The 24,876-nt window shown below is 37.9% G+C and carries 20 protein-coding genes; 12 read left to right on the top strand and 8 right to left on the bottom strand.

Features of this window, described 5'->3' with window-relative positions; genetic code table 11:
• Nucleotides 1–300 precede the first annotated feature (300 nt).
• Entirely contained in the window at nt 301–1,758 is a 1,458-nt protein-coding gene (locus tag K1X82_09080; GenBank protein ID MBX7182252.1) for a hypothetical protein, read from the bottom strand.
• Here K1X82_09080 and K1X82_09075 point away from each other — a divergent pair.
• Nucleotides 1,757–3,019, top strand: a complete 1,263-nt coding sequence (locus tag K1X82_09075) for a glycosyltransferase (protein MBX7182251.1) — start codon at nt 1,757–1,759, stop codon at nt 3,017–3,019. The two genes, K1X82_09080 and K1X82_09075, sit on opposite strands and share 2 nt — an antisense overlap.
• 80 nt (nt 3,020–3,099) lie before the next feature.
• Here K1X82_09075 and K1X82_09070 read toward each other — a convergent pair whose 3' ends face one another.
• Both K1X82_09070 and K1X82_09065 read right to left on the bottom strand, forming a co-directional pair.
• A complete protein-coding gene (locus tag K1X82_09070; protein MBX7182250.1) occupies nt 3,100–4,158 on the bottom strand; it encodes a DUF4476 domain-containing protein in 1,059 nt (352 codons plus the stop codon).
• 31 nt (nt 4,159–4,189) lie between these two features.
• Nucleotides 4,190–5,251 carry a quinone-dependent dihydroorotate dehydrogenase gene (locus tag K1X82_09065; GenBank protein ID MBX7182249.1) on the bottom strand — a complete coding sequence of 354 codons (1,062 nt, stop codon included), beginning with the start codon at nt 5,249–5,251 and terminating at the stop codon, nt 4,190–4,192.
• Nucleotides 5,252–5,306: 55 nt separating this feature from the next.
• Between K1X82_09065 and xerD the strand changes: the two genes are divergently transcribed.
• Together xerD and K1X82_09055 are read left to right on the top strand one after the other, a co-directional pair.
• Entirely contained in the window at nt 5,307–6,203 is an 897-nt protein-coding gene (gene xerD, locus K1X82_09060; protein MBX7182248.1) for a site-specific tyrosine recombinase XerD, read from the top strand.
• 29 nt (nt 6,204–6,232) lie between these two features.
• Nucleotides 6,233–6,532, top strand: a complete 300-nt coding sequence (locus tag K1X82_09055) for a hypothetical protein (protein MBX7182247.1) — start codon at nt 6,233–6,235, stop codon at nt 6,530–6,532.
• Here the strand turns inward: K1X82_09055 and K1X82_09050 are convergent.
• Nucleotides 6,529–7,173 (bottom strand): O-methyltransferase, encoded by a 645-nt coding sequence (locus K1X82_09050; protein ID MBX7182246.1) that lies wholly within the window; start codon nt 7,171–7,173, stop codon nt 6,529–6,531. The two genes, K1X82_09055 and K1X82_09050, sit on opposite strands and share 4 nt — an antisense overlap.
• A 2-nt stretch (nt 7,174–7,175) precedes the next feature.
• Nucleotides 7,176–8,867 carry a glutamate formimidoyltransferase gene (ftcD, locus tag K1X82_09045; GenBank protein ID MBX7182245.1) on the bottom strand — a complete coding sequence of 564 codons (1,692 nt, stop codon included), beginning with the start codon at nt 8,865–8,867 and terminating at the stop codon, nt 7,176–7,178.
• Nucleotides 8,868–9,014: 147 nt separating this feature from the next.
• On the opposite strand from ftcD, the gene K1X82_09040 reads away from it, so the two are divergent.
• Nucleotides 9,015–10,019, top strand: a complete 1,005-nt coding sequence (locus K1X82_09040) for an alpha/beta hydrolase (GenBank protein MBX7182244.1) — start codon at nt 9,015–9,017, stop codon at nt 10,017–10,019.
• 866 nt (nt 10,020–10,885) lie between these two features.
• Here the strand turns inward: K1X82_09040 and der are convergent.
• Nucleotides 10,886–12,190, bottom strand: coding sequence for a ribosome biogenesis GTPase Der (gene der / locus K1X82_09035; GenBank protein ID MBX7182243.1), 1,305 nt, complete (start codon nt 12,188–12,190; stop codon nt 10,886–10,888).
• 130 nt (nt 12,191–12,320) lie between these two features.
• Here der and rfaD point away from each other — a divergent pair, with 130 nt between their 5' ends.
• From rfaD to K1X82_09015, 4 genes are all read left to right on the top strand, one after another.
• Entirely contained in the window at nt 12,321–13,286 is a 966-nt protein-coding gene (gene rfaD / locus K1X82_09030; protein ID MBX7182242.1) for an ADP-glyceromanno-heptose 6-epimerase, read from the top strand.
• A 66-nt stretch (nt 13,287–13,352) separates the two neighbouring features.
• Nucleotides 13,353–15,698 carry a T9SS type A sorting domain-containing protein gene (locus tag K1X82_09025; GenBank protein MBX7182241.1) on the top strand — a complete coding sequence of 782 codons (2,346 nt, stop codon included), beginning with the start codon at nt 13,353–13,355 and terminating at the stop codon, nt 15,696–15,698.
• Nucleotides 15,699–15,706: 8 nt separating this feature from the next.
• Nucleotides 15,707–16,408: a DNA repair protein RecO gene (gene recO / locus K1X82_09020; protein ID MBX7182240.1), complete on the top strand. Its 702-nt coding sequence runs from the start codon at nt 15,707–15,709 to the stop codon at nt 16,406–16,408.
• Nucleotides 16,409–16,631: 223 nt separating this feature from the next.
• Nucleotides 16,632–17,195 carry a TlpA family protein disulfide reductase gene (locus K1X82_09015; GenBank protein ID MBX7182239.1) on the top strand — a complete coding sequence of 188 codons (564 nt, stop codon included), beginning with the start codon at nt 16,632–16,634 and terminating at the stop codon, nt 17,193–17,195.
• Here K1X82_09015 and lpxD read toward each other — a convergent pair.
• Both lpxD and K1X82_09005 read right to left on the bottom strand, forming a co-directional pair.
• Complete coding sequence (lpxD, locus tag K1X82_09010) at nt 17,192–18,220, bottom strand: UDP-3-O-(3-hydroxymyristoyl)glucosamine N-acyltransferase (protein MBX7182238.1); 1,029 nt, start codon at nt 18,218–18,220, stop codon at nt 17,192–17,194. The two genes, K1X82_09015 and lpxD, sit on opposite strands and share 4 nt — an antisense overlap.
• 255 nt (nt 18,221–18,475) lie before the next feature.
• Nucleotides 18,476–19,597: a glycosyltransferase gene (locus K1X82_09005; GenBank protein MBX7182237.1), complete on the bottom strand. Its 1,122-nt coding sequence runs from the start codon at nt 19,595–19,597 to the stop codon at nt 18,476–18,478.
• Nucleotides 19,598–19,709: 112 nt separating this feature from the next.
• Between K1X82_09005 and lptB the strand changes: the two genes are divergently transcribed.
• Genes lptB through glpK form a run of 4 tightly spaced genes read left to right on the top strand, consistent with a single transcriptional unit; the run spans nt 19,710 to nt 24,056 of the window.
• Nucleotides 19,710–20,435 (top strand): LPS export ABC transporter ATP-binding protein, encoded by a 726-nt coding sequence (gene lptB / locus K1X82_09000; GenBank protein MBX7182236.1) that lies wholly within the window; start codon nt 19,710–19,712, stop codon nt 20,433–20,435.
• A gap of 11 nt (nt 20,436–20,446) precedes the next feature.
• Nucleotides 20,447–21,454, top strand: a complete 1,008-nt coding sequence (tsaD, locus tag K1X82_08995) for a tRNA (adenosine(37)-N6)-threonylcarbamoyltransferase complex transferase subunit TsaD (GenBank protein MBX7182235.1) — start codon at nt 20,447–20,449, stop codon at nt 21,452–21,454.
• Between the two features lie 58 nt (nt 21,455–21,512).
• Nucleotides 21,513–22,508, top strand: a complete 996-nt coding sequence (locus K1X82_08990; protein ID MBX7182234.1) for an SPOR domain-containing protein — start codon at nt 21,513–21,515, stop codon at nt 22,506–22,508.
• A 60-nt stretch (nt 22,509–22,568) separates the two neighbouring features.
• On the top strand, nt 22,569–24,056 hold the full coding sequence (glpK, locus tag K1X82_08985; GenBank protein MBX7182233.1) for a glycerol kinase GlpK: 1,488 nt from the start codon (nt 22,569–22,571) through the stop codon (nt 24,054–24,056).
• Nucleotides 24,057–24,876 lie beyond the last annotated feature (820 nt).

The raw sequence follows: 24,876 nt of genomic DNA, 5'->3' as shown, positions 1-24,876 counted from the left end.
GAACACAAAAAGTCGAATGTTATATTTTTCAAATTAGATGCTCTTAAATCGAACCATTTTGAAGGATATTAAACGAAAAATGGCGTCTAAAGGTGGTTTTTGGACAAACTGTCGTTGCCCGAGGCGCTATTTAGAAAGGTAATTTCTAGCCCTAAATTATTAAGGTATCTATCCTTGTTTTACAAGAGCCCACCCCCAATTTACCTCTTCCCTTTCTTATATTAATCCGTGCAAAAAGCTAAATAAAATGATTATTTGAATCAGGTATTCTTTCAATGAATAGTGAATTTTGGAAGTCTCCTATCCCTCCAATTTCCTTTGTTGCAAGATTAATTCATCGTAATTAATATCAGGATTGTCATTCTCAAATTTCTCCTTCTGTACTAGATACCTTATGATGAACATGGAAGATAATAAAAAAGGAACCAAAGGTATGCGATAGCGAACTAAAGATCCAAAATTCGAAGCGGTTAACCCAACAGCAAAACCAAAAAAGAAAACAAAAAGAATACTTGCCATAAGTATAGGTTGAGAAAAAATCCTTCTCCAAAAGCCCAATAAACCTGCAGCAATTATTGTCCGGAAAACAACATAACTTAAAAATAAATTCTCAATAGCTGATAAAAACATTACGGGATTCCTTACATCAAAAATGGTTGGTCGGAAAATTCCGGCAAATAAAGCCTTGGGAAAAAGTGACAACATACTTCCTACACTACCATCAAAGGTGCCTATATCGAAACTATTTCCACCATACTCGGTTCGCTTAAGATCTTTTTGAGTTACTGCAGCTTTTTGAATCGTTTTATCTACACTTGCATAATCACCTAACTGATCACTCATTTGACCAAATATTAATCCAACAAAAACTACACCTAAAATAATAAAAAATGGAGCAAATAATGCCCGAGCAAATGCAGAATCAATGGTTCTAAGCCAATTTCCGAACAGCCATATTAAACAGGTTGGTAATAGAGCATTAAATATATAAGGTTTAATAGCAATCATTATAGTTGCCGAAAGCGCCAAGAGAATTATATATTTCAATTTGAAATTTCTTCCAATAAAAATCCGATAAAATCCATAAATAAATAAACATCCGGCCCATAAAGAAAAGGTATCCTTTAAAATTCCTCCTCCCCAAAAAGAAACAGAAGGGATAAATAAAGTTGAATAAGCAAACTCCCGTTGAAGATTAGGGAACAATTCTGAAAAAACTGTATACAACCTCCATATTCCTCCATAGGTAAACCAAGCTACCAAAATGGATGTAGAATAATAACTACGAATTGTTAAAAAACAAAATGGAGATACTAGCCTAACAACTGCAAAAGATTGTGCATCTCGAATCATATAATCAGGATACGAAGTACTTACATCAAATGCAGCATAATTCTCCCAAGACCGATCTCCTGCTAGGATTTTAAAATAAATCCAAATGTCCTTAAAAATCATCCGGTTTACAATGACACCAGATCCCCAATAATTAATCGTATCTCCGCCTATGTAATAAAACTGGTAAATTAAACAAAATACAACGGCTCCTCCAATCCTGAAGTACAATCCCTTCATGTAAAACTCAAATTTGGAATCACTTTCAATTTTAGACCTAACCTTCTGGCTTTCAAATATATAAATAAAAGCCAGAATAAATGGAGGAAGAATTAAATCCCAAACACTCTTAATTGAATTACCCTGAAACATATCTTCGCAAATGTAATCAAGTAAACCAATTGATTCAACTGCTCCATAAAACATGAATGCTGCACATATTGTTTTTTTATCATACGACGGAATGACCGACCCCTTGGGCCAAAGTCAGGTAATTCCTTACTTAGCAGGACTTTCAAAAAAAGGATTTCAAATAACTATTGTAAGTTTTGAAAAATCGGATAGATACGAGAAATTTAAAGACACCATTCAAAATCTCCTTCATCAACATCATATTAGTTGGGAACCGCTTTCCTATACACCCAAACCACCCGTATTCTCAACCGTTTATGACCTATGGCAATTGTTTCGGAAAATTAAAGCTATTCATAAACAGAAACCAATTAAATTGCTTCACTGCCGAAGTTACATCACCTCCCTGGCTGGTTTATCATTTAAGTTCAACCATCAGATTCCATTTCTTTTTGACATGAGAGCATTTTATGCCGATGAAAGGGTTGACGGAGGTATTTGGAATCTTAAAAACCCTGTGTTCAATCAAATTTACTCATTTTTTAAAAAGAAAGAACTCGAGTTCCTTACATCTGCCGACTATACCATTTCTTTAACCAACGCCGGAAAAAAAATAATTCATTCCTGGAAAACAATCCCTAATCAACCAATTCGCATTCAAGTTATCCCTTGTTGTGCAGACCTAAATCACTTCGATTTTCATTCCTTACAAACAAATAAAGTGGAAGAATTTCAAAGAAAATTAGGACTTCAACCCAAAGAAACTGTTATTTCTCCTGATCGAGAACTTGTGGTTTCCTACCTTGGGTCACTTGGAACCTGGTATATGGAAAAAGAAATGTTTCAATTTTTCAAGGTTCTTAAATCGAAGTATCCACTTGCTAAATTCTTACTAATTACTCCGGACTCCAAAGAATCTATTGTAAAAAAAGCGGCAGAAAATCAGGTAAACGAGAAAGATCTGGTGATTATCTTTGGGAATCGTGCAGATGTTCCAACATTGGTCAGCCTTTCTCATTTTTCACTTTTCTTTATTCAACCCCTATTTTCTAAACAAGGTTCTTCCCCTACCAAACATGGAGAAATCCTTGGTATGGGTGTTCCGGTGGTTTGCAACACTGGTGTAGGGGATGTTGAAGAAATTGTAACTTCTACCAATAGTGGATTGCTGGTACACCATTTTCAAGAAAATGATTACCTTCAAGTAATTACCAATTTACCCGGCCTTATCTCTCGCCCTCCAACTGATTTTAGAAACGCCGCTATTCAATGGTATTCATTAGAATCAGGCATTAATCGATATTTTGAAGTATACCAGGCAATACTTAATACCTAAATTATGATACGCTGATTTTCTATGAAATAAAAAAATCCCAAACCTTCAGGAATGGGATTTTTTTATTTAATTAATTCTCTTTACCTGCCAGATATATAATCATTTAATTCATCAATGCTGGATGAAAAGGTAAAAGCATCGTTCACTTTGTAATAATTACCTATATCAAAAGTATAACCATAGGCATATTTGGCAAAATTTAATTTGGAATCTTCAAATGTAAAAATCATCATAATCTCCTTTACTTGACTAGAGGTTAAGCAGTTGTTATTTAGAATCTGTTTGGCAACCTGCAATTTGGTATCTTCAAATGTTTTGGAAGCTATAGACTGCTTCATACTTTGAAAATCGGCCTGATTCGCCGGCCAAGGACATCCAACCGGTCCATTGTAACCGGGCATTGAATACACGGTAGGAGTTGGTGGCGGTAAGGGTTGAACCGGTTGCACCGGAGGAGGCGTATTGTAGGTAGTAGTAGTTGTTTGTTGATAGGTGGTATTGGCAGGTGGATAGTACCCCGGATCATTAATATTCATATTCACATTAAATCCTGGTAAATTTACATTTACAGAATTAGGGTTTCCAACAGTGCCATAAGTGGTAGTTGTAGTGGTGGTGGTTTGGGAAGTTGTACCCGGAGGTAGATTAGTTACAGGTGGTGTTACAGGCGGAGGCGTTTGATTAATTTGAACCACCGGTTGTCCTTGAGGCTGCACCGGTTGGTTCAATTGCACTACAGGTTGAGAATTATTTGGTGCTTGATAAACCCCAGATGTAGCCTGAACATCGCTGGTGATAAAGGTCTCACTCATCCATTTCATTACATACACTTCTTTATCTATTCCATTCTCTCTTATCTTTTTCTTCCGTATTTGATAGGTCCTTTCTTTACCCACTTCCATAATGATTTTATCATCAATCACTCCCAAATACGTGTTGTCAAATATAATTTTAGCAACATAGGCTTGTGGTTTTAAATTTTCAACCCTAACATTGGTTTGGGCCTGGTCATTGTATTTCAAACCATTCAGAATCACATAAAACTTTTCTCCTCCATCAGAGAAAAACACTGCATTGCATTGGGCTTGAGAAAATTTAACCATTAAAAGTAAACCCAAAAAAAGTATTGATCTTTTCATACGAATTAATTTAACTGCAAAGATTCAAAATTTATGCCAAACCTTGTGGATGTTTTGGAAATCCGGATTTCAAAAGACCTTTATTTATCTTTTTAACGATACCGGGACCTTCATAAATAAAACCAGTATAAATCTGAACTAAATCAGCACCTGCAACTAACTTCTCCATGGCATCTTCAGTCGATTGAATCCCTCCAACCCCTATGATGGCAAATTTTCCTTGTCCGTTTTTCCTTAAATACCTAATAATCTCGGTTGATCTTGATTTTAAAGGCTTTCCACTTACCCCTCCACCACCAATTTCTCCTAATTGGATTTCATTTGTTTTCAATCCTTCCCTAGAAATCGTTGTATTGGTCGCAATTACTCCATCGATTCCACAATCAATAACAATCTCAATTATTTCGTCTATCTGACTAAAGGATAAATCAGGTGCAATCTTTAAACAAATGGGCTTGTAATGTGAATGTCTTTTCATTTCATCAACAACCGATCGTAATATTTCTTGCAGTGGCCCCTTATCTTGCAATGCTCTTAAATTTGGAGTATTGGGCGAACTAACATTCACAACAAAATAATCTACAAATGGATAAAGCACTTTTAAACACTTAATATAATCCTCTTTTGCAAATTCATTTGGCGTATCTTTATTCTTACCTATGTTACCTCCAATTATCATCCCGGATTTTCGTTCCGAAAGTCGCTGGGCAGCTCCTAAACATCCTTCATTGTTAAAACCCATACGATTAATTAAGGCCTCATCCAATGGAAGCCTGAATAAACGTGGCTTGGGATTCCCGGGTTGTCCTACAGGTGTAACAGTACCAATTTCAACAAATCCAAATCCAAAAGATTCCAAAGCTTCGTATAACCTGGCATCCTTATCAAAACCTGCTGCCATTCCTATTGGATTCTCAAAATCCAATCCCATTACTTTTCTCCGCAATCCGGCATGGTTTACGGTGTAGTACCATTTTACAGCCGAATGGATAAATGGCAAATAGTACAAAAACCTTAGCAAATCAAATACAAAATAGTGAACCTCTTCTGGATCAAAGAGGAAGAATATTGGCTTTATTATTTTTTTATACACTTGGCCGCAAATTTAATCACGTATTGGCTTTCATTTAGCAAATTTGTGCCAAGTTTTGGACAACGAAAAAGTTTTAAATAGATACCGCAGATACCTCCAATTGGAACGAGGACTGTCTGAAAACACCCTCGAAAGTTATTTTAGAGACATTCGTTTATTATTTCAATTTTCAACTTTGGAATTGAATGGAAAACCAATTAATTCTATAAACTATCATGACCTTCTTGCTTTTCTAAACCACCTTACCCAAATAGGAATTGCTGCCTCCTCTCAAGCAAGAACCATTTCTGGAATACGAAGTTTTTACGACTTTCTTCTATTAGAAAAAATGATAGAAGCAAACCCAACAGAATTGGTAGAACTTCCGCATCAGGCAAGAAAGCTTCCGGATGTACTTTCCGCTTCCGAAATCGATCAAATGCTCCAATTAATCGATCGTTCAACCCCGGAGGGTGAACGCAACCTGGCTATGCTGGAAACCCTTTATGGAAGCGGATTAAGGGTTTCAGAACTAGTACAATTAAAAATTTCAGACTTATACCTGGAGGATGAATTTGTAAAAATATTGGGAAAAGGTTCTAAAGAACGTTTAGTCCCCTTAAGCCCCGTTTCTATCCGACTCATTTCGAACTATATTCAACATGTTCGAATTCATCTACCCCAACAAAAAGGATTCGAAGATTGCCTTTTTCTTAATAACAGAGGTAGAGAACTCTCTCGGGTTATGGTTTTCCTTATCATTAAGAAACTAACCCAACAAGCCGGAATTTCTAAAAACATCTCTCCCCACACCTTTCGACATTCCTTTGCAACACATTTGGTTGAAAATGGTGCCGATTTAAGAGTGGTTCAGGAATTATTAGGGCATTCAAGTATTACCACAACTGAAATTTACACTCACTTGGATAAATCCTATTTGAGAGATACCATTGAAAAATTCCTCAAACGTTGAATCTTTTTTATTTTTGACCTTCCAAAAACATGAAACTAATCGACCTTGCCTCTGCCCGTAGCGGCGATAAAAACAATGTGTGTAACATCGGTGTAATGTCCAAAACTCCCGAAGCTTATGCCATACTTAAGGAAAAACTCACCGCAGAATTGGTTAAAGCTCATTTTGGTGACTTAATTCAAGGTGAAGTTATCCGCTATGAATGGGATGCGCTCGAATCCTTAAACTTCGTTTGCCATGCAGCCTTAGATGGTGGAGCTTCCCGATCCCTTCGCATGGATACGCTCGGAAAAAACTTCTCCAGCCACCTTCTTCGATTAGAATTTTAAACCTTTTTCCTGATAATCATCAAACCATCCCGTATAGGAAATAGAACATTTTCCACCCTAGCATCAGAATGAATCTTTTGGTTGAACTGATGCAAGGCCAAGGTGTCTCTATCCATTTCACTCTCCTTCATAAGTACTTTCCCGCTCCACAAAACATTGTCGGCAATTATAAATCCCCCGGGCCTTACCCGATCTAATACCAAATCAAAGTAAGCCGAATAGTTTTCTTTGTCTGCATCAATAAAAACCAAATCGTAGGTTTCATTCAGCAACGGTATAATATCCAAAGCCTTTCCAATCCTAACGTCTATTTGTGAACCATAATCTGACCTCTCCACAAATCGCCTTACCATTCCTTCCAACTCATCATTGATATCAATGGTGATTAACTTTCCATCCTTTTTCAGGCCTTCCGCCAAACAAATAGCCGAATACCCGGTAAATGTTCCAATTTCCAAAATCACTTTTGGTTGAATCATTTTACTTAACATGGATAAAACCCTGCCTTGAATATGGCCTGATAACATCCTTGGCATCAAAACCTTGGCATAGGTTTCTCGATTTAACTCTTGAAGTAATTCACTTTCCGGTTCTGTAAAAAAATCGGAATACGCTTCAATCGCTTGGGGCAAAAAATCCATTACTAATTACTTGAAATTTTAGATTCAACTAAGGCAATAATTTCGGCTTCTAACCGAATGGCCTCCGCTTGAATACTGTTTCCTTTACTAAGTATTTCTGATACATATGCCTTGTCTGAATAACCGGAAGCATTGATTTTCACATTCATAAATGCCCCAATTACGGCGGTTCTGGCACATAATGCCCCAACTCCGGCATCCGTTACTGAATTTGGATTTCCTATTTCAGCCATGGCTTTGATTGTCTCCATACTTTTCAACGACAATTGCATCACCTGAAATGGAACCTCAATTGCATTTTTGGTAGCTGACTGGATAGCTTTGGTTCTTTCTTTTTTTTCCTCGTCTGTTCCTTTTGGCAAACCAAAAGCATCCATAATTTTGTTAAATGCCGTGGTATCCTCATCCACCAGTTTTAATAACTGATCTTTGATATTTTGTCCCTTTTCCGCCCAATTAGAAAACTCTTCCCATCGCTCATCCCAACCTCGTTTATGACTGCTTAAATTGGCTACCATGGTAGCAAGTGAAATACCCAAACTGCCAACATAGGCCGAAATACTACCTCCACCGGGCGCCGGACTTTCCGATGCTGTTTCATCCGCAAATTCAGTCAAATTCATACTAATAAGTTTCTTGCCCGAACTTTCCGATAAAACATACTCTATAATCCTTTCCTCCGGTTTGAATGGTGAAAGCTCATCCAAACCAAGCGATTTAACCGCAATTTTTATCAACTCCTTTTCACTAACTCCAACACTGCGTTTCTGCTTTCTCAAAAAATATTTTCCTGCATCTAATAAAGAATTGAGCGGAATTAAGCCAACCAACTCCGAACCGGTAACCCGAATCCCTCGCTCTTCTGCTTTTTTGCAAACCTCATCAAACGCTTGGTGCACCGACGTTACAGATATATTAGTCAAATTCATAGAAATTTGAGCAACCCCATATTCCTCAATAAACCAACCAATCGCCTTCACCGATTTTAAACTTCCGGGAATAGATACAGGCTTACCTTTTTCGTCCTTGACAACTTCTCCGGTAACCGGATCTCCAATCCTTTTTACCCTGCCGGCCTCCCGAACATCAAATGCAATACTGTTGGCCTTACGTACCGAAGTAGTATTCAAATTAATATTGTAGGCAACCAAAAAATCCCTTGCCCCAATCACTGTTCCTCCGGCTTTCGAATTAAATTCGGTTGGACCAAAATCCGGCTTCCACTCCGGCAACTGTATCTTTTTGAAAAAACCTTCATACTCTCCGGCACGAATAACCGATAAATTTTTTCGGGCCGGATTGCTTTGAGCCGCCTCATACAAGTAAACCGGAATTCCCAACTCCTCCCCTACCCGTTTCCCCAACTTTTGCGCATAAAGGGCAGTTTCTTCCATAGAAATACCCTGAATTGGTACCAACGGACAAACATCCGTTGCACCCATTCTCGGGTGCTCACCTTTATGCTTTTCCATATCAATTAATTCGGCAGCTTTCTTAATTGCCAAAAATGCTGCTTGAATTACTGGTTCCGGAGCTCCGGCAATAGTAACTACCGTCCGGTTGGTAGCTTTGCCCGGATCCACATTGAGCAATTTTACGCCTTCAACACTTTCAATTTCATCGGTAATTTGTTTTATAATTGCCATATCTCTGCCTTCAGAGAAATTCGGAACACATTCAATTACTTGGGTCATTCTTTATAATTATGGTTCAAAAGTAATGCTTTCAATCCCCTAAAATCGTCTTAGTATTTACCAAGTTTTCAAACCCCGATTATTAAAAAATCAAAAATTAGCCGAATTCTTTTCCGAACACCCTAATTTTACTTGGTTTTAATTAAAATGAAAAAGAAAATTCTACTTGCACTTTCAGCTATATTGCTGTTAACTCTCATTGGATTTCCATCCTACCTGGCGTTTATCCGCAAAAACCATATTTATCCCAGGGAAGTTGCTAAACAAAAATTCACCACCCCTAATTCGCATTTCTTAAATTACCAAGGCAAAGAAATTCACTATGTCGATGAAGGGCAAGGCTTCCCTATCCTGATGATTCACGGCTTTATGGGATCTCATCACAATTTTGAAAAATTTGCTGATTCCCTTAAAAATCAATTCCGTATCATTCGTTTGGATTTGCCAGGTTTTGGAATGAGCGAATTTTTCGATCCAAATCATGGTGAACTTGACCTTAAAACGGAATATGTCAACTTTTTCAAATTCTTTATCGACTCCCTTCATCTCGGTCAATTTCATCTCATAGGTAACTCCATGGGCGGAATGATGAGCTGGTACATTGCAGCAAGTTTTCCGCAACATGTCAAAAGTTTAACCTTATTAAATGCCGCCGGATATGATATGTTAAATGTACTCGACAATGCAGCTCCAATTCTTCAATACCCTTTCCTTGAACCTTTTATGCGACGCGGACTCCCTCCTTCAGGTGCTAAAGCCGGACTTTTAGTATGCTATTACAACGATAGCCTGGTCAATGAACAAGACGCTCTTTTCAACAACAGCATGCACAATATTCAGGGCAATTTACAAAACGCCTTTACCATTGCCGGTTCAGGTCAATACCCCGATACTGCTATGATTAAAACTATTCAAGCCCCTACCCTCATTGTTTGGGGAAATGAAGATGAAATTATTCCTGTTGACCATGCTCAACGGTTTAAAAAAGATATCCCTCACGCCAAATTATTGATTTACCAGCAATGCGGTCATGTGCCTATGATGGAAAAAACCTCCGAACTAAAAAAGGACTTTTTGGAATTTATTCATTCCATCCCCCAGGATATGGCTTTAGAAAGTTCCACCACAAATCAAGCTTCTAAGTTAAATTAGGTTGTTATTATTAGGCGGGTCCATTCGCATCAATAGAAAAACTTGTTCGTAGTTTGGCAGGGCTCATGGCCGGGCTATCGGCTGTAATCCTCGGCCCACTTGGCTAGCGCCGCGTGTGCCTGTGGGTTACTTGCCTCTATCCCTACCCGAACAAACCCCAACATGCCGTGTTTTGCCCCAAAAAAGACACCTAACAAAAATTCCATAGTAAAACTGCTGCATAAACCTAAAATCTGCAATAGAACTCTATTCCGGCTTGTAATTCCTTCAAATATAAAGATTTCGGAACGATTTATGAATTCACTACAGTTGACTATTTCTTCACCCAAAAATCAACCTTTCCCTCAGTCTTTAGTGTATTTGAATGCCGCATAACAATTTCTAATTCAGATTATGGATTAAAATGCAACTATTTCCATTGTTGGTTTCAATTATAGGCCATATTCAAATGATCTATAATCAAGAAGTTACACTTCTTTTTTTGATTTTAATTAAGAATCCTGTTTAGGTCTAAAACCCATATTATTCATTTGAAAAAATAAAAAGCAAATAAGTACTTGCAAAGCAAGCATTTCGAATTCAATATCCTTCTTTTGACTAATTGGGTATAGGAAGAATTTGGAATGAAAAACAACCGCCCGGACTTGCACCCTCGGGCAACGATAGAGGCAAGTAGCCCACAGGACACCTACGGCGACAGCCTAGGTGGACGAGGACTACAGCCGAAAGCGTGACCCGAACGCCTGCGAAAATTTCAGGTAAAACCACCACCTTGAGTGGCGGAGGGGGCCCGCCAAATCTTTAATACAATAAATCCAAGGAATTAGAAGCAATTCTTACCCATTAAACCACTGAACTACGAGTTGCTATTTCTTGCGCATAAAAATGGAAATTGGAACTCCACTAAAATCGTACTCACTACGCAATTTGTTTTCCAAAAAACGCTTGTAAGAATCGTTTACATACTGAGGCAAATTGCAGAAAAAAGCAAATGCAGGATAATGCATAGGTAATTGAGCTGCAAACTTGATTTTTACATATTTTCCTTTGATTGCCGGCGGTGGACTATTTTCGATAATTGGCAAAATAAAATCGTTTAATTTAGAACCCGGAATGCGACGATTGCGGTTCTCGTACACCTGCATAGCAGTTTCCAACGCCTTATGAATTCGCTGTTTTGTAAGGGCGGAAACGAACAAAATGGGCACATCTTTGAAAGGCGCAATTCGGCTTTTAATTAATTCCTCGTACTCCTTAGTTGAATTGGTATCCTTTTCAACCAAATCCCATTTATTAACTAAAATAACCAGACCTCGGTTATTTTTATGGATTAAACTTAAAATACTTAAATCCTGGGCTTCAATACCTTCTTTTGCATCCAACATAAGAATACAAACATCACTTTCTTCAATTGCCCGAATGGAGCGCATGACAGAAAAAAACTCCAAATCTTCTTTTACTTTGGCTTTTTTGCGAATTCCGGCAGTATCAACTAACATAAAATCAAACCCAAATTTTTGGTAACGGGTATGAATGCTATCACGTGTTGTACCGGCTATTGGAGTAACAATATTTCGTTCTTCCCCAATGAGTGCATTTGCCATGGAAGATTTACCCACATTAGGTCGTCCAACAATAGTAATTTTAGGAATTCCGCTTAAATCTTCTTCCTCTGCAACAGGCAATTGTTTAACTACTTCATCAAGCAAATCACCGGTACCGCTTCCATTGCTAGATGAAATACAAAAGTACTCGCCCAATCCCAAGGAGTAAAATTCTACAGCATTCGAGGCCTGTGCATAGTTATCGACCTTATTTACCACCAGGATTACCGGTTTTCGTGATTTCCGAAGAAGCTGAGCAATGGTATTTTCAATATCGTTTAATCCGTCATTTACATCAACAATAAACAAAATTAAATTAGACTCATCAACAGCTAGTTCTACTTGTTTTCTAATTTCTGCTTCAAAAATATCGTCGCTTCCTTCTGCATAACCGCCTGTATCAATAACCGAAAATTCGATACCATTCCATTCAGCTTTTCCATAGTTACGATCTCTGGTAACCCCGGCTGTTTCATCGGTAATGGCTTTGCGAGTGCCTGTTAAGCGGTTAAACAGTGTGGATTTACCTACATTGGGTCGTCCTACAATAGCTACTATATTTCCCATACCTTCTAATTTCGAGCCGCAAAGATAGTACTAGGCAGCCAATAAACCTTCTCGAATCACATTCATCAAGAAATACATGGCATAATTCCTGCCTAAACTTAAAACACTTTATCTTAGCACACAATTTATAATGATACTAATTACAGGTGCTGCAGGCTTTATTGGAAGTTATTTGGTAGGGTATTTAAACTCCCAAGGGCGAGATGACTTATTACTGGTTGATGATTTCTCCAGGAAAGACAAACAAGGCAATTTGAATAATAAAAAGTTTAAGACTGCTATTGAACGCGAAGAGCTATTTACCTTCCTGGAGAACCAAAATCCGGATCTGGACATGGTATTTCACTTAGGCGCCAGAACGGATACCACTGAAAAAGAAGTAAGCATCTTCAACCACCTTAATTTAGAATATTCCAAAAAAATTTGGAACTATTGCACTGTAACCAAAACACCATTAGTTTATGCATCATCTGCGGCAACTTATGGATTAGGCGAATGGGGATTTATTGATTCCGATGAAGTTACAAAAAAATTAAAACCACTCAACCCTTATGGCGACTCAAAGCAGCAGTTTGATCTTTGGGTATTGGAAAGAAAGGAATATCCACCCTTTTGGGCAGGTTTAAAATTCTTCAATGTTTATGGTCCAAACGAATACCACAAAGGAAGAATGGCTTCGGTTCCACTTCATATTTTTCACACCTTGAAGTCGGACAAAGAGGTAAAATTATTTCGTTCACACAAAGAAGGAATTAAAGATGGGGAACAACAACGGGATTTTATTTATGTAAAAGACCTGGCTAAAGTATGCTGGTTTCTTTTCTTGCATCAATCCCATTCCGGGATTTATAATTTAGGGACAGGCAAGGCACGAACATTTTTAGATTTGGCAAAAGCTTGTTTTTCAGCTCTAAATATGGAACCTCAAATCGCATTTATCGATACTCCGGAAGATATTCGGGAAACCTACCAATACTTTACTGAAGCTAGTATGGAGAAACTTAAAAGTATCGGTTACCTGGATACCTTCACCGAACTGGAAGACGGAATAGCCGAATATTATCAGAAATTCTTAGGTGTTGGTAACTATTTTTAAGCAATTATGAAAGCTCACAATATCTTATACAACTTTGCGTTTGCGAGGCTCAAAAAATCCTTTTACATGACTAGACAGCGCTTTGCGGCTAACTTTTCGCTTTCGATTACCTTATTCGTTTTCATCTCCCAATGCTTCTCACAAGGTATTGCTGTTGGTCAATGGAGAGATCATTTGCCCTATTCCCAAGGTAAAACCGTGGCATCAGCAGGAAAAATAATTTATTATGCCAGCCAAAATGGAATGTTTTCCTACAACACTCAAACAGGAGAACAAGAGCGTATGTCAAAGATCACCGGACTTTCAGACATTGGTTTTAGTAAATTAAAATACGACCCGCAAAACCAAACTTTGGTTATAGCATATACCGATGCCAACATTGATCTAATAAAATCAGAAGGAATCATTAATGTAAATGACATCGCCAGAAAAAACATTCCGGGTGATAAATCCATTTATGATGTAACCATTCACAATGGATTTGCCTATCTTTCCTGTGGCTTTGGTATTGTTTTATTGGATTTAAAAAAGAACGAAATTAAAGATACCTATATTATTGGTCCAAATGGATCGAGTGTACCTGTTTATTCCGCTTCAATTGCCGAAGACCGAATTTATGCAGCAACGAGTGTGGGTATATTAACAGCCCTTTTAAACGGTAGCAATTTGTCAGATTACAACAATTGGACTTTTGTCGATGGAATGCCACAAACCAAATTTGATGGATGTAGCTTTTATAATAATATTTTATACGCCGGAAAGAAATACAATTCAACATCCAGCACAGATACCCTATTTGTTTTGAAAAATGGCAATGTAGAAAAGAGGACTTACCCCTTTTTTATTTTTAAAGGTTTTGAAAAATTAGACGACCGTTTGCTACTTGTATCCAATGGTAATTTCTTTGTTATCAAAGGAGACAGCATAGACGCAAACATCTACACCTATGGCAATCAATACTTTATGTACCCCAGTGAGGTTACTTTTACGGCAGATGGTAATTACTGGATTGCAGATGGAATAAATGGATTAATGCGAGCTTCGTCTAACTGGGATTATAGCTTTATTTATATGAATGGACCTGCTTCTCCTTTTAGTTTCAACATGGATGCTTACCAAGGAAAAGTTTACGTTGCCGGTGGTTTAGTCAATGCTTCCTGGGAAAATCAATACAAAACTGAAGGTGTTTATTCCTTTATTGACGAAAAATGGGAACAGATTCCGGGTGGTACCAACATCCTAAACAGTGACACGTTTGATATTCGAGATGTAATTGATATTCAAATCGACCGCAACGACCCAACCAAATTCTATACCGCAAGTTATTTTACCGGCGTTGGTGAATATTCAGATAATCAGTTGTCAAAATTTTATGACGACAACAATTCCTCCTTGCAGAACATTTATGTGAGTTCGGTTAATTCCGTATTAGCCTCCGGATTGGCACAAGACCCGGATGGTAACCTTTGGGTGGCCAATGCATTATGCTCCCAGCCCCTCAGTGTTAAAAAGCCCAACGGATCTTGGAAATCCTATTTCCTGGGTGCCAATTTGCAAAACCAATACACAGGCGATTTGGTCATAGATGATTGGGGAACAAAATGGATAATTTTGACTAGAGGTGGAGGTTTAGCCGTCTTTAATGAAAATACCACCCTTGACAATACAACCGATGACAAATACAAAAAACTTACCAGTGCGGTCGGTCAAGGAGGTTTGCCTTCCACTCAAATTTATGCTATTGCTAAAGACAAGGAAGGTGAAATTTGGGTAGGTAGTGATCAGGGGATTTTTGTGTTCTATTCGCCGGGAGATATTTTTGGAAGCTCCCCAACCGATGCCCAACAAATTTTAGTTACCCAAGATAGTATTGCAAATTACCTGTTGGAATCAGAGGCAGTTACCAGCATCGCGGTAGATGGTGCAAATAGAAAATGGATTGGGACCCAAAAAGCAGGTGCCTTTCTGATGAGTGCGGATGGAACACAAGAAATCCTCCATTTTAACGAAGAAAACAGCCCGCTCTTTTCCAACGAAATTGTTTCTATAACTATCAACGATTTAACAGGTGAAGTATTCTTTATTACCGGAAAAGGGATTATTTCATTTAGAGGTGAAGCCACTGAAGGTGGAGAAGAAATTAATAAAAAGGAAGTTTATGCATACCCCAATCCGGTGAAACCAGGTTATGAAGGTAAGATTGCAATCAAAGGATTAACCGCAAATGCTGACGTTAAAATTACAGACGCAAGCGGCGAATTGGTCTTCGCAACTACCGCCCTTGGTGGACAAGCCATCTGGGATGGAATTACAACTAGCGGTGCTAGAGCTCACAGCGGGGTTTATTTGGTTTTCTCTTCCGACGAGAAAGGCAAACAAACCGTTGTTACCAAGATTTTATTAATGAATTAATTGGATCTATGTTAGTAAAAACCAGAGCTATAATACTTGGAACAACCCGGTATTTAGGTAACATGGTTTTGGTTAGAATGTATTCCGAAAACAAAGGCCAATCCTTGTTCATACATAAAGGAGGGAAACGAAACCACGCAGCTTTTTTACCTTTAACATTGGTAGAAATTGTTGCCGAGGAAAAAGGGAATCGAAGTATTCAAAAATTAAAAGAGCATAGCATTTTAAATGGATTCAAAGAAATTTACCTGGATCCGGAAAAATCAGCCATTGGATTATTTTTAACTGAGCTAATTAGCAAAGTAGTTAAGGAAGAAGAAGGAAATCAACCCCTATTTAACTACCTTCTTAACATGGTTAGCCATTTGAATTCGAACGAAGTAGATACCAAAACATTTCACTTAATTTTCCTTATTGGCTTAAGCGAATTTGCCGGATTCTATCCTCTCGGAAATTATTCCACACTTAATCGCTTCTTCGATTTAAACGAAGGGAAATATACCTCCTCCATTCCACCACATCCATTTTTTCTTGAAGGAAGTGCCGCAGAATCACTAAGCAGATTAAAAGATTGCTATGAAACAAATTCCAAACTCAGTATCCAACCTGAAGATAGAAGAATTTTGTTGGCCGCACTAACCGATTTCTTTAAACTTCATTTACCTGGAATGAAAGAAATGAAGTCCCACCTGGTACTTCAAGAAATATAATTAGCAACCATAGTAATTGAATTCTGCTTTTCGTTTGAAAAGTCACTCCCTTAATTCCCCCAGTGCTATCATTTGCATTTAGACAATTAGGTTTTGGCAACTAATTCGATTGGGGAATTTGTAAATTTTGGAATTTTATTATCGGTTTCTCAGAAATTTAAATCCCAAAAAGTTTTAACACTGTTTTTTCTATTCAAGGGAATTGTATTTTTGCTCAAGAATCATGAATAAAACATCCCTTTTAATCGGACTTATAGCCATCGGATTTATTGGCTTTGGATTTAAAAATTCCACAAAAACCAAATCCCAACCTTCCAACCTATCTCCTAATCAAACTGTTGGATTAAACATTGGCAATAAGGCCCCGGATTTGAAATATAAAAGTCCTTCAGGAAAAGAAATTTCCCTTTCATCTTTAAAAGGCAAACTTGTTTTGATTGATTTTTGGGCTAGTTGGTGTGGACCATGCCGAATGGAAAATCCAAATGTGGTTTCTGCTTACACCAAATTTAAGGACAAAAAATTCAAAAATGCCAAAGGCTTTACCATTTATGGTGTTTCCTTAGATAAAGATAAAGGCAGTTGGGAAGCGGCCATTCAAAGAGATGGATTGGTTTGGGAAAATCATGTAAGTGATTTGGGTTGGTGGAATTCTGAACCTGCCAGAATCTATGGAATTCAATCCATTCCATCCAATTTTTTAATTGACGGTAACGGTATTATCGTTGGAAAGAACTTACGCGGCGATAATCTTCATGCAGAAATCCAAAAATTGGTAGTGAACTAAGAACTGGACTCTTTCCACTTCTTTTCTAATTCCGATACCCGCTTATACATCTCAGGAAGTTTTGTAAATACCACATAACTTCTTCTGTACTCTCCAATTCCAAAGGCTGGTGAACCTTGTACAATTTCCCCATCCTTCAAATTAGATCCAATCCCACTTTGGGCTGCAATTTTTACATCATTTCCTATGGTTAGGTGACCAATAATTCCTACCTGTCCACCAATCATACAATTTTTTCCAATCTTAGTTGAACCGGCTACTCCGGTTTGGGCAGCAATGACAGTATTTTCACCAATTTCCACATTATGAGCAATTTGAATAAGGTTATCTAATTTCACTCCCTTGCGAATATAAGTACTTCCAAGTGTAGCTCTATCGATGGAGGAATTCGATCCTATTTCAACATGATCTTCAATAACTACATTGCCAATCTGAGGCACCTTGTTGTAATTTTCCCCTTGAGGCGCGAAACCAAAACCATCAGCTCCAATAACAGTTCCTGAGTGTATGATACAATTGGCTCCAATAACACATCCAGCATAGATTTTAACACCCGGATGCAATACTGTTTGTTCTCCTATTATTACGTCATCACCTATAAATACCTGGGGATAAATTTTCGCACCTGTACCTATTACACATCGATTCCCTATATAGGCCTGTGAGCCAACATATACCTTGTCCCCTAATTGGGCATCCAAACTTATATAAGATCCGGGTTCTACGCCTTCTTTTGTGGATTTCAATTTATTGTAAACCTCAAGCAAGGTGGCAAATGCTTTGTAGGCGTCATCAACTCGTATTAAAGTAGAATTTATAGCCTGTTCAGGAATAAAATCCTTTCCAACTATAACAATGGAGGCCTGAGTAGAATAAATATAATTGGTGTATTTTGGGTTGGCTAAAAAGGATAATGTACCAGGAAGCCCTTCTTCAATCTTTGATACATTATTTACGGAAACTTCAGGATTCCCTTCAACAGAACCATTTAATAGTCCTGCAATTTGTTGTGCATTAAATTCCATTTCTCTGCCCAAAATTAGTATAAATGAAAACGGTTTTTATGTTTAGACAAAATTATACCAAGGTTAAGAAAACTTCAAGCTGAAAAACAATTCTTTATTTAAGTCCCAATAAGAAAAATAACAATTTCTTCAACTAACCAATTTAATCTTTGCACTCCGGATTTCGAAAAATAACATATATCATAATATTCAAAAAAATCAACCACTTATCAACGGCCACGGTCCTCCACTAATTAGTATATTACGCTGGAATCATTAGAACTTTAGGTTAGAGTAAACCTGTTTAAGAATTAATTTCCCTTCTTGTTCCCAACACAATTTTTGTTTAGCCCTACTTGTATTATTTCTGTATTCATTCCACTTGTTTTGATTTTCAATCATAGTTCGGATGCGATCCGCTAAAAGCTGAGGGCTTAGATGGGGAAGTAATTCACCTACCTCAAACCCATAAACCACACGTCTTATTTCAATTAAATCGGTAGCTAAAATGGGAACTCCTGATAGTATGTAGTCAAAAATTTTATTAGGTAAACTATACCTGTAATTTATATTCGTATCCTTATCCAAACTTAATCCAATTTTGGCCAAACCGGTATATTGGAGCAACCTGGAATATTCCATTTTCGGAATAAATACTACTTTTTCCCTTAGATGATATTGATCTACCAAGCGATGTAAATGAGGTAAAACATCCCCTCCGCCAATAACCATCAACCCGATATTGGATAAATACTGCATAGCCAAAACCGCTTCTTCGGCACCACGATCAATATTCAAACCTGCACCTTGAATAACTACCCAATCCAAATCAGGGTTTAAACCAATTTCTTCCAAAGTTAAGGTTGTTGTACTATTCATAAGCTCCGGCAAATTCCTTATCACCAAGGGCTTTTTTCCATACTTCTTCTCAAACAACTGGGCAATACTTTCATTCACAGTTATCACAGTTTTTAATTTGGGAAAAATCCATTCTTCCAAACCGCTCCAAATTTTTTTAACTATTGGTTTATTTTGAATTTCAGGTACTTCGGTAAAGTATTCGTGAGAATCATAAACCAATGGAATTCCTTTAATTCTCGACACTAAGAAATTGGGTAAAAGTGTATCTAAATCGTTTGAATGCAAACAATCAGCCTTGGTGAATAAAAGCAAAATAAAAAGTCGAAAATTAAATTCTGCATAAAAAAATGGACCTCTTTTAAAGATCAATTTCATTCGTTTAACTTCATATGGACGCTCCAATGGCAAACTTTCAGGCAATTTCCGACCTACCAACAACAACTCAAATCCCATTTCTTGTAAAGTAGAGCAAACCTTCTTTACACGCTGGTCAGTTACCAAATCGTTTATTACAGAAATAATAATCTTCTTTCCCAAAACAGGGACAATATTAATTCATGCAAGCCAATGATTTCTAAAAAGTACTTAAGATTCCATTTTTTTGAGGCGTTCTAACTGTTTCTAATCCTTCAGATACTACCTTAGCCGTGTGAAATTAAGAGCAGATAATCTGGTAAAAAGATATGGAAAACGCACGGTAGTAAACCACGTTTCTATTGAGGTAAACCAAGGTGAAATTGTTGGATTATTAGGTCCAAATGGAGCTGGAAAAACCACCTCGTTTTATATGATTACAGGATTAATTCGACCCAATGAAGGGAAAATTTATCTTGAAAACCGGGAGATAACAGATGAGCCAATGTATCGTAGAGCTCAATTAGGTATTGGCTATCTTGCTCAAGAAGCAAGTGTCTTTAGAACCTTATCCGTAGAAGACAATATCATGGCCGTTCTTGAACATACCAAATTAATCAAAAAGGAACAGGAAGAAAAACTTGAACAATTATTGAATGAATTTGGCCTTCAACATATTAGAACCAATACCGGAATTAAACTTAGCGGTGGAGAAAGAAGAAGAACTGAAATAGCACGTGCATTAGCGGTAAATCCAAGTTTTATTCTTCTTGATGAACCATTTGCAGGGGTGGACCCAATAGCGGTGGAAGATATTCAAACAATTGTCTCCGATTTAAAAAAACGAAACATCGGTATCCTTATAACCGATCACAATGTTCACGAAACCTTGACAATAACAGATCGTGCCTATTTACTTTATGAAGGAAAAATTCTAAAACAAGGAACTGCCCGAGAACTTGCAGATGACGAACAGGTTAGAAAGGTTTACTTAGGAAAAAACTTCGAATTAAGAGCCTAATTCAATATACAATGCCAACCATTTTAGCCATTGAAAGCAGTTGCGACGATACAGGTATTGCTATACTACAAGACAGAAAGGTAATTGCTAATTTAATTGCCAATCAAAAGGTTCATGAACAGTACGGAGGCGTGGTACCGGAATTGGCATCCAGAGCTCATCAGCAAAATATTATTCCCCTTGTGGAAGCGACTCTTTCCAAGGCTAATCTTAAACTGAAAGATATTGATGCTATTGCATTCACTCGAGGCCCGGGATTAATAGGTTCCCTTATGGTTGGCGTTTCCTTTGCAAAAGGGTTGAGTTTAGCATTAAACAAACCGCTCATTGAAATTAATCACATTCATGCACATTTATTAGCTCACCTCATTGAAGAGGATAATAAACCAAATCCCAATTTTCCATTCTTGTGCCTGACTGTATCAGGTGGTCATACCCAAATTGTTTTAGCTCACTCCCCTTTTCATCTGGAAATTCTTGGCGAAACCTTAGATGATGCCGCAGGGGAAGCATTTGATAAAGCCGCTAAAATCCTTGGACTTCCTTACCCCGGAGGCCCTTTAATTGATAAGTATGCTCAAAAAGGAAATCCCAAAACCTATAAATTCCCAACTCCTCAAATCCCAGGATATGATTTTAGCTTTAGTGGTTTAAAAACTGCTATGCTATATTTTGTTCGTGATAACATTGCGCAAAACCCAAATTTTATTCAACAAAATTTACCCGACATTTGTGCATCCTATCAAGAGACAATAGTCGAATTCCTCTTGCTAAAATTAAAAAAAGCAGCTAAAGATTACAATATCTCTCACATTGCAATTGCTGGAGGGGTTTCTGCTAATTCAGTCTTACGTTCACGCCTGATTTCCATTGGAGAAAAGGAATCCTGGACAACCTTTATCCCAAAATTTGAGTATTGTACCGACAATGCTGCTATGATTGGTATTGCTGCCTACTATAAATTCACCAGGAAGGAGTTTGCTGATCTTAGCATAATGCCTTCTGCCCGAATGGAATAAGGTTTTTTCAAGTTTTTATACTTTCTTTGTTAGGATTGTTTTACTTTGCAGTTCCGTTATGAACAAGGATTTGTCAATACGTTACCTCATTCACCAACTGCTTCTGGAGCACGATTTCATTATTGTTCCGGGCTTTGGTGCTTTTATGACTCATCCCCGTCCTGCCTATTTCGACCAAAATCTGAATGAATTTATAAAACCTTCTAAGTCAGTTCAGTTTAACCCTAGAATTCAACAAAACGACGGAATTTTGGCTCATGCTTTTTCCAAAGAATTTAATATCTCTTTGGATCAGGCCTATGCCCAAATTCAATTAGAAATCAACACCTTCCAATCCTCTAAAAGCCCTATCGATTTTTATAACTTAGGATTCCTACAAGTGCAATTGGACGGCTCTTTTGATTTTACTCCACACCTTAGTTCTGATCTAGACGATTCTGTTTTTGGCCTTGACAATATTCTGGTAAAACCTGTACAGATTCACCAACCTTTGGTGTTAAATCTGTCTTCACCGACTTCCAATAAATCCCGTAACCTTAGGTACTTTTCTTACGCTGCCGCTTCCTTGTTCTTGGTTTTTATTAGCTTATTATCGCTGAAAATGGACCTTTGGGAAAACTCTTCAGAAGCATTAATGGGATGGAGCTACTCAGGAACCCCTACTTATAAATCATACTCTATGGAGATTGGCTCAGATTCCTATTCAGATGAATTTGACCTCCTTCCCGGAAAAAAAATCTCCTTTTACTACCTTAATTCTGTTACAGATGAAACAGAAGGTGTCTTTTTAGAAACCCCGGTCGAAAATTCCATCTCCACTCAAGCTCCTAGCTCCGGAATAGGAAAATTTACCATCATTATTGCTGCTTTCTCCAATCCGGAATTAGCAGAAAAATATTGTAAATCTCAGCAAAGTCTTGGCAAAGATGCTCACCTTATCCCTTCTTCCAGTTCCATGCTACTCGTTGGTTTAGGTCAATATGAATCCAAATCGGATGCTCAAAATAAACTAACCGAAATCCAGAGCACATTTCCATTAGCCTGGATAAAATAATACTTTTTTAGTTTGCTTTTCAGGGTTGGCTACTTACATTTGCCCTCATACCTTTTGTAAATGCCTAAATACATTCTCGCTCTTGACCAAGGAACAACCAGTAGTCGTTCCATCCTATTTGATCAAAAAGGAAACCTGGTTGCTACAGCCCAAAAAGAATTTACTCAAATCTATCCTCAACCGGGTTGGGTCGAACACAACCCCATTGAAATCTGGGAAAGCCAATTGTCTACCGCCAAAGAAGTTTTACAAATTGCAGGAGTTTCTGCGAATGACGTGGTAGCTATTGGAATTACAAATCAAAGAGAAACCACTGTTTTATGGGATAAAATTTCCGGTAAACCTGTTTATAACGCCATCGTATGGCAAGATAAAAGAACAGCTCCAATTTGTGATGAGCTTAAGGCAAAAGGACTGTCTGATTATGTAAAAAATAATACCGGTTTGGTTATTGATAGCTATTTCAGTGGAACAAAAATCAATTGGATTTTGGACCAGGTGGAAGGCGCTAGAACAAAAGCAGAACAAGGAGAATTGCTGTTTGGAACCATCGATACGTGGTTGTTGTGGAACCTTACTTCAGGAAAAGTTCATGCCACTGACTTTTCCAACGCATCCCGTACCATGGTGTACAATATCACGTCCTTACAATGGGACTCCAAATTACTGAATGAATTAAATATACCAGCGAAAATTCTTCCGGAAGTAAAACCTTCCAGTGGAAATTTCGGAACCTCCAGCGCGCATTTTTTCGGAACCGAAATTCCTATTCTGGGTATTGCAGGCGATCAACAAGCAGCCTTATTCGGTCAAACATGCTTTGAACCTGGTACAGCCAAAAACACCTACGGAACCGGTTGCTTCATGCTGATGAATACCGGAGAAAAGTTAACCTACTCCAAAAATGGCCTTTTAACTACCATTGCTTGGGGATTGGACAACAAGGTTGAATATGCATTGGAAGGTAGCGTTTTTGTTGCAGGTGCCGCCATTCAATGGTTGCGCGATGGATTGAAAATTTTGGACGCTGCTCCCGATTCCGAGTATTTCGCCTCCAAAGTTCCAAGCTCAGAGGGAGTTTATGTTGTTCCGGCTTTTGTTGGTTTAGGAGCACCTTATTGGGACATGTATGCTCGAGGCGCTATTTTCGGCTTAACAAGGGGAACAACTAAAGGGCATATTTCCAGGGCAACTTTAGAATCGTTGGCATACCAAACCAAGGATGTATTAAACGCAATGGAAAGTGACTCGGGTATTCACTTAAAAGCTTTGCGCGTCGATGGTGGGGCTTCTGCCAATAACCTCTTAATGCAATTTCAAGCAGATATTCTAAATACCGAAGTTCAACGACCATCCGTAGTGGAAACTACTGCTTTAGGTGCTGCTTATTTAGCTGGTTTAGCTTGTGGTTTCTACACTAAAAACCAACTTTTGTCCTCCTCCCCTATTGATCGTAAGTTTATTCCTGATATGGAAAACGAAAAGCGTGAAAAGCTCTATAAAGGCTGGAAGAAGGCGGTTGAACGAAGCATGGGTTGGGAAGATTAATAGGAATTAGCCTGTTTTTATTATTCATTTTAGGCGGGTCCCATTCGCCATAAAAGTCCTTGAAACCTCCTACAGTAGAGGATGGCTCATGGTCGGGCTATCGCTAGTAGTCCTCGGTATGCTCCGTTAGCACTGCGCATACCTGTGGGCTACTTTGCTCTATCCCTACCCGACGCAACTACAACCCTTGGTAAATTAAAAACCGGTAGTTTTCCAAAGGAGGTTCCGCCTAGTTAATACCGAATGGACATTATGTTTAGTCCAATTTTATGCTTAAATTTTCTTGAAAAAATCGGACTAACATTTTGTATCCTCGGTACTTACCAATCTAAATTTATAAATTGCCTTTGGACTATTTATAAATTAAAATTGGTATAATTTCAATTAAGGACTTCTGAATAAACTCCAACCAAGGTTTATACTTGATTTTGTAGGCAATTTCCATAGCTTGTTGCCAGCTAATTTCTAATACCAATGTATTATGAAAATAGTCCAAAAACTAGTTTGAAAATTACAGTGGTAAATGCCGATGCAAAAGCAGTTTAGGCAAATTATTATTAAACATCATTGAACTATAATAGATTTTTATTCGGTATAAAATCCAATAGCGGTTTAGCGGAGGTTTGCAAATGCTCCCCTCGCAGCGGACGATTAGATACTGAGACAAGTTGAGTTTAAAACTACCTTTAGAGGTTGCACCTCGGGCAACGACAGTTTGTCTAAAAAGCCCTCCTTTTTGTAACTTACTGATTGTTAATAACTTACCCGATAATAAATTCACAATACATTGATTTTCAGTATATTTATGCATGAAATTTAT

The organism is Bacteroidia bacterium (genome assembly GCA_019695265.1).
Lineage (GTDB): Bacteria > Bacteroidota > Bacteroidia > JAIBAJ01 > JAIBAJ01 > JAIBAJ01.
This window is presented reverse-complemented; position numbering and strand designations above follow the sequence as displayed.

Excerpts from the sequence above, each read along its gene's own strand:
- K1X82_09075 (MBX7182251.1), top strand. The coding sequence starts at position 1,757 with ATGAATGCTGCACATATTGTTTTTTTATCATACGACGGAATGACCGAC.
- K1X82_09080 (MBX7182252.1), bottom strand. The coding sequence starts at position 1,758 with ATGTTTTATGGAGCAGTTGAATCAATTGGTTTACTTGATTACATTTGC.
- K1X82_09070 (MBX7182250.1), bottom strand. The coding sequence starts at position 4,158 with ATGAAAAGATCAATACTTTTTTTGGGTTTACTTTTAATGGTTAAATTT.
- K1X82_09055 (MBX7182247.1), top strand. The coding sequence starts at position 6,233 with ATGAAACTAATCGACCTTGCCTCTGCCCGTAGCGGCGATAAAAACAAT.
- K1X82_09050 (MBX7182246.1), bottom strand. The coding sequence starts at position 7,173 with ATGGATTTTTTGCCCCAAGCGATTGAAGCGTATTCCGATTTTTTTACA.
- ftcD (MBX7182245.1), bottom strand. The coding sequence starts at position 8,867 with ATGACCCAAGTAATTGAATGTGTTCCGAATTTCTCTGAAGGCAGAGAT.
- K1X82_09040 (MBX7182244.1), top strand. The coding sequence starts at position 9,015 with ATGAAAAAGAAAATTCTACTTGCACTTTCAGCTATATTGCTGTTAACT.
- der (MBX7182243.1), bottom strand. The coding sequence starts at position 12,190 with ATGGGAAATATAGTAGCTATTGTAGGACGACCCAATGTAGGTAAATCC.
- rfaD (MBX7182242.1), top strand. The coding sequence starts at position 12,321 with ATGATACTAATTACAGGTGCTGCAGGCTTTATTGGAAGTTATTTGGTA.
- K1X82_09025 (MBX7182241.1), top strand. The coding sequence starts at position 13,353 with ATGACTAGACAGCGCTTTGCGGCTAACTTTTCGCTTTCGATTACCTTA.
- recO (MBX7182240.1), top strand. The coding sequence starts at position 15,707 with ATGTTAGTAAAAACCAGAGCTATAATACTTGGAACAACCCGGTATTTA.
- K1X82_09015 (MBX7182239.1), top strand. The coding sequence starts at position 16,632 with ATGAATAAAACATCCCTTTTAATCGGACTTATAGCCATCGGATTTATT.
- lpxD (MBX7182238.1), bottom strand. The coding sequence starts at position 18,220 with ATGGAATTTAATGCACAACAAATTGCAGGACTATTAAATGGTTCTGTT.
- tsaD (MBX7182235.1), top strand. The coding sequence starts at position 20,447 with ATGCCAACCATTTTAGCCATTGAAAGCAGTTGCGACGATACAGGTATT.
- K1X82_08990 (MBX7182234.1), top strand. The coding sequence starts at position 21,513 with ATGAACAAGGATTTGTCAATACGTTACCTCATTCACCAACTGCTTCTG.
- glpK (MBX7182233.1), top strand. The coding sequence starts at position 22,569 with ATGCCTAAATACATTCTCGCTCTTGACCAAGGAACAACCAGTAGTCGT.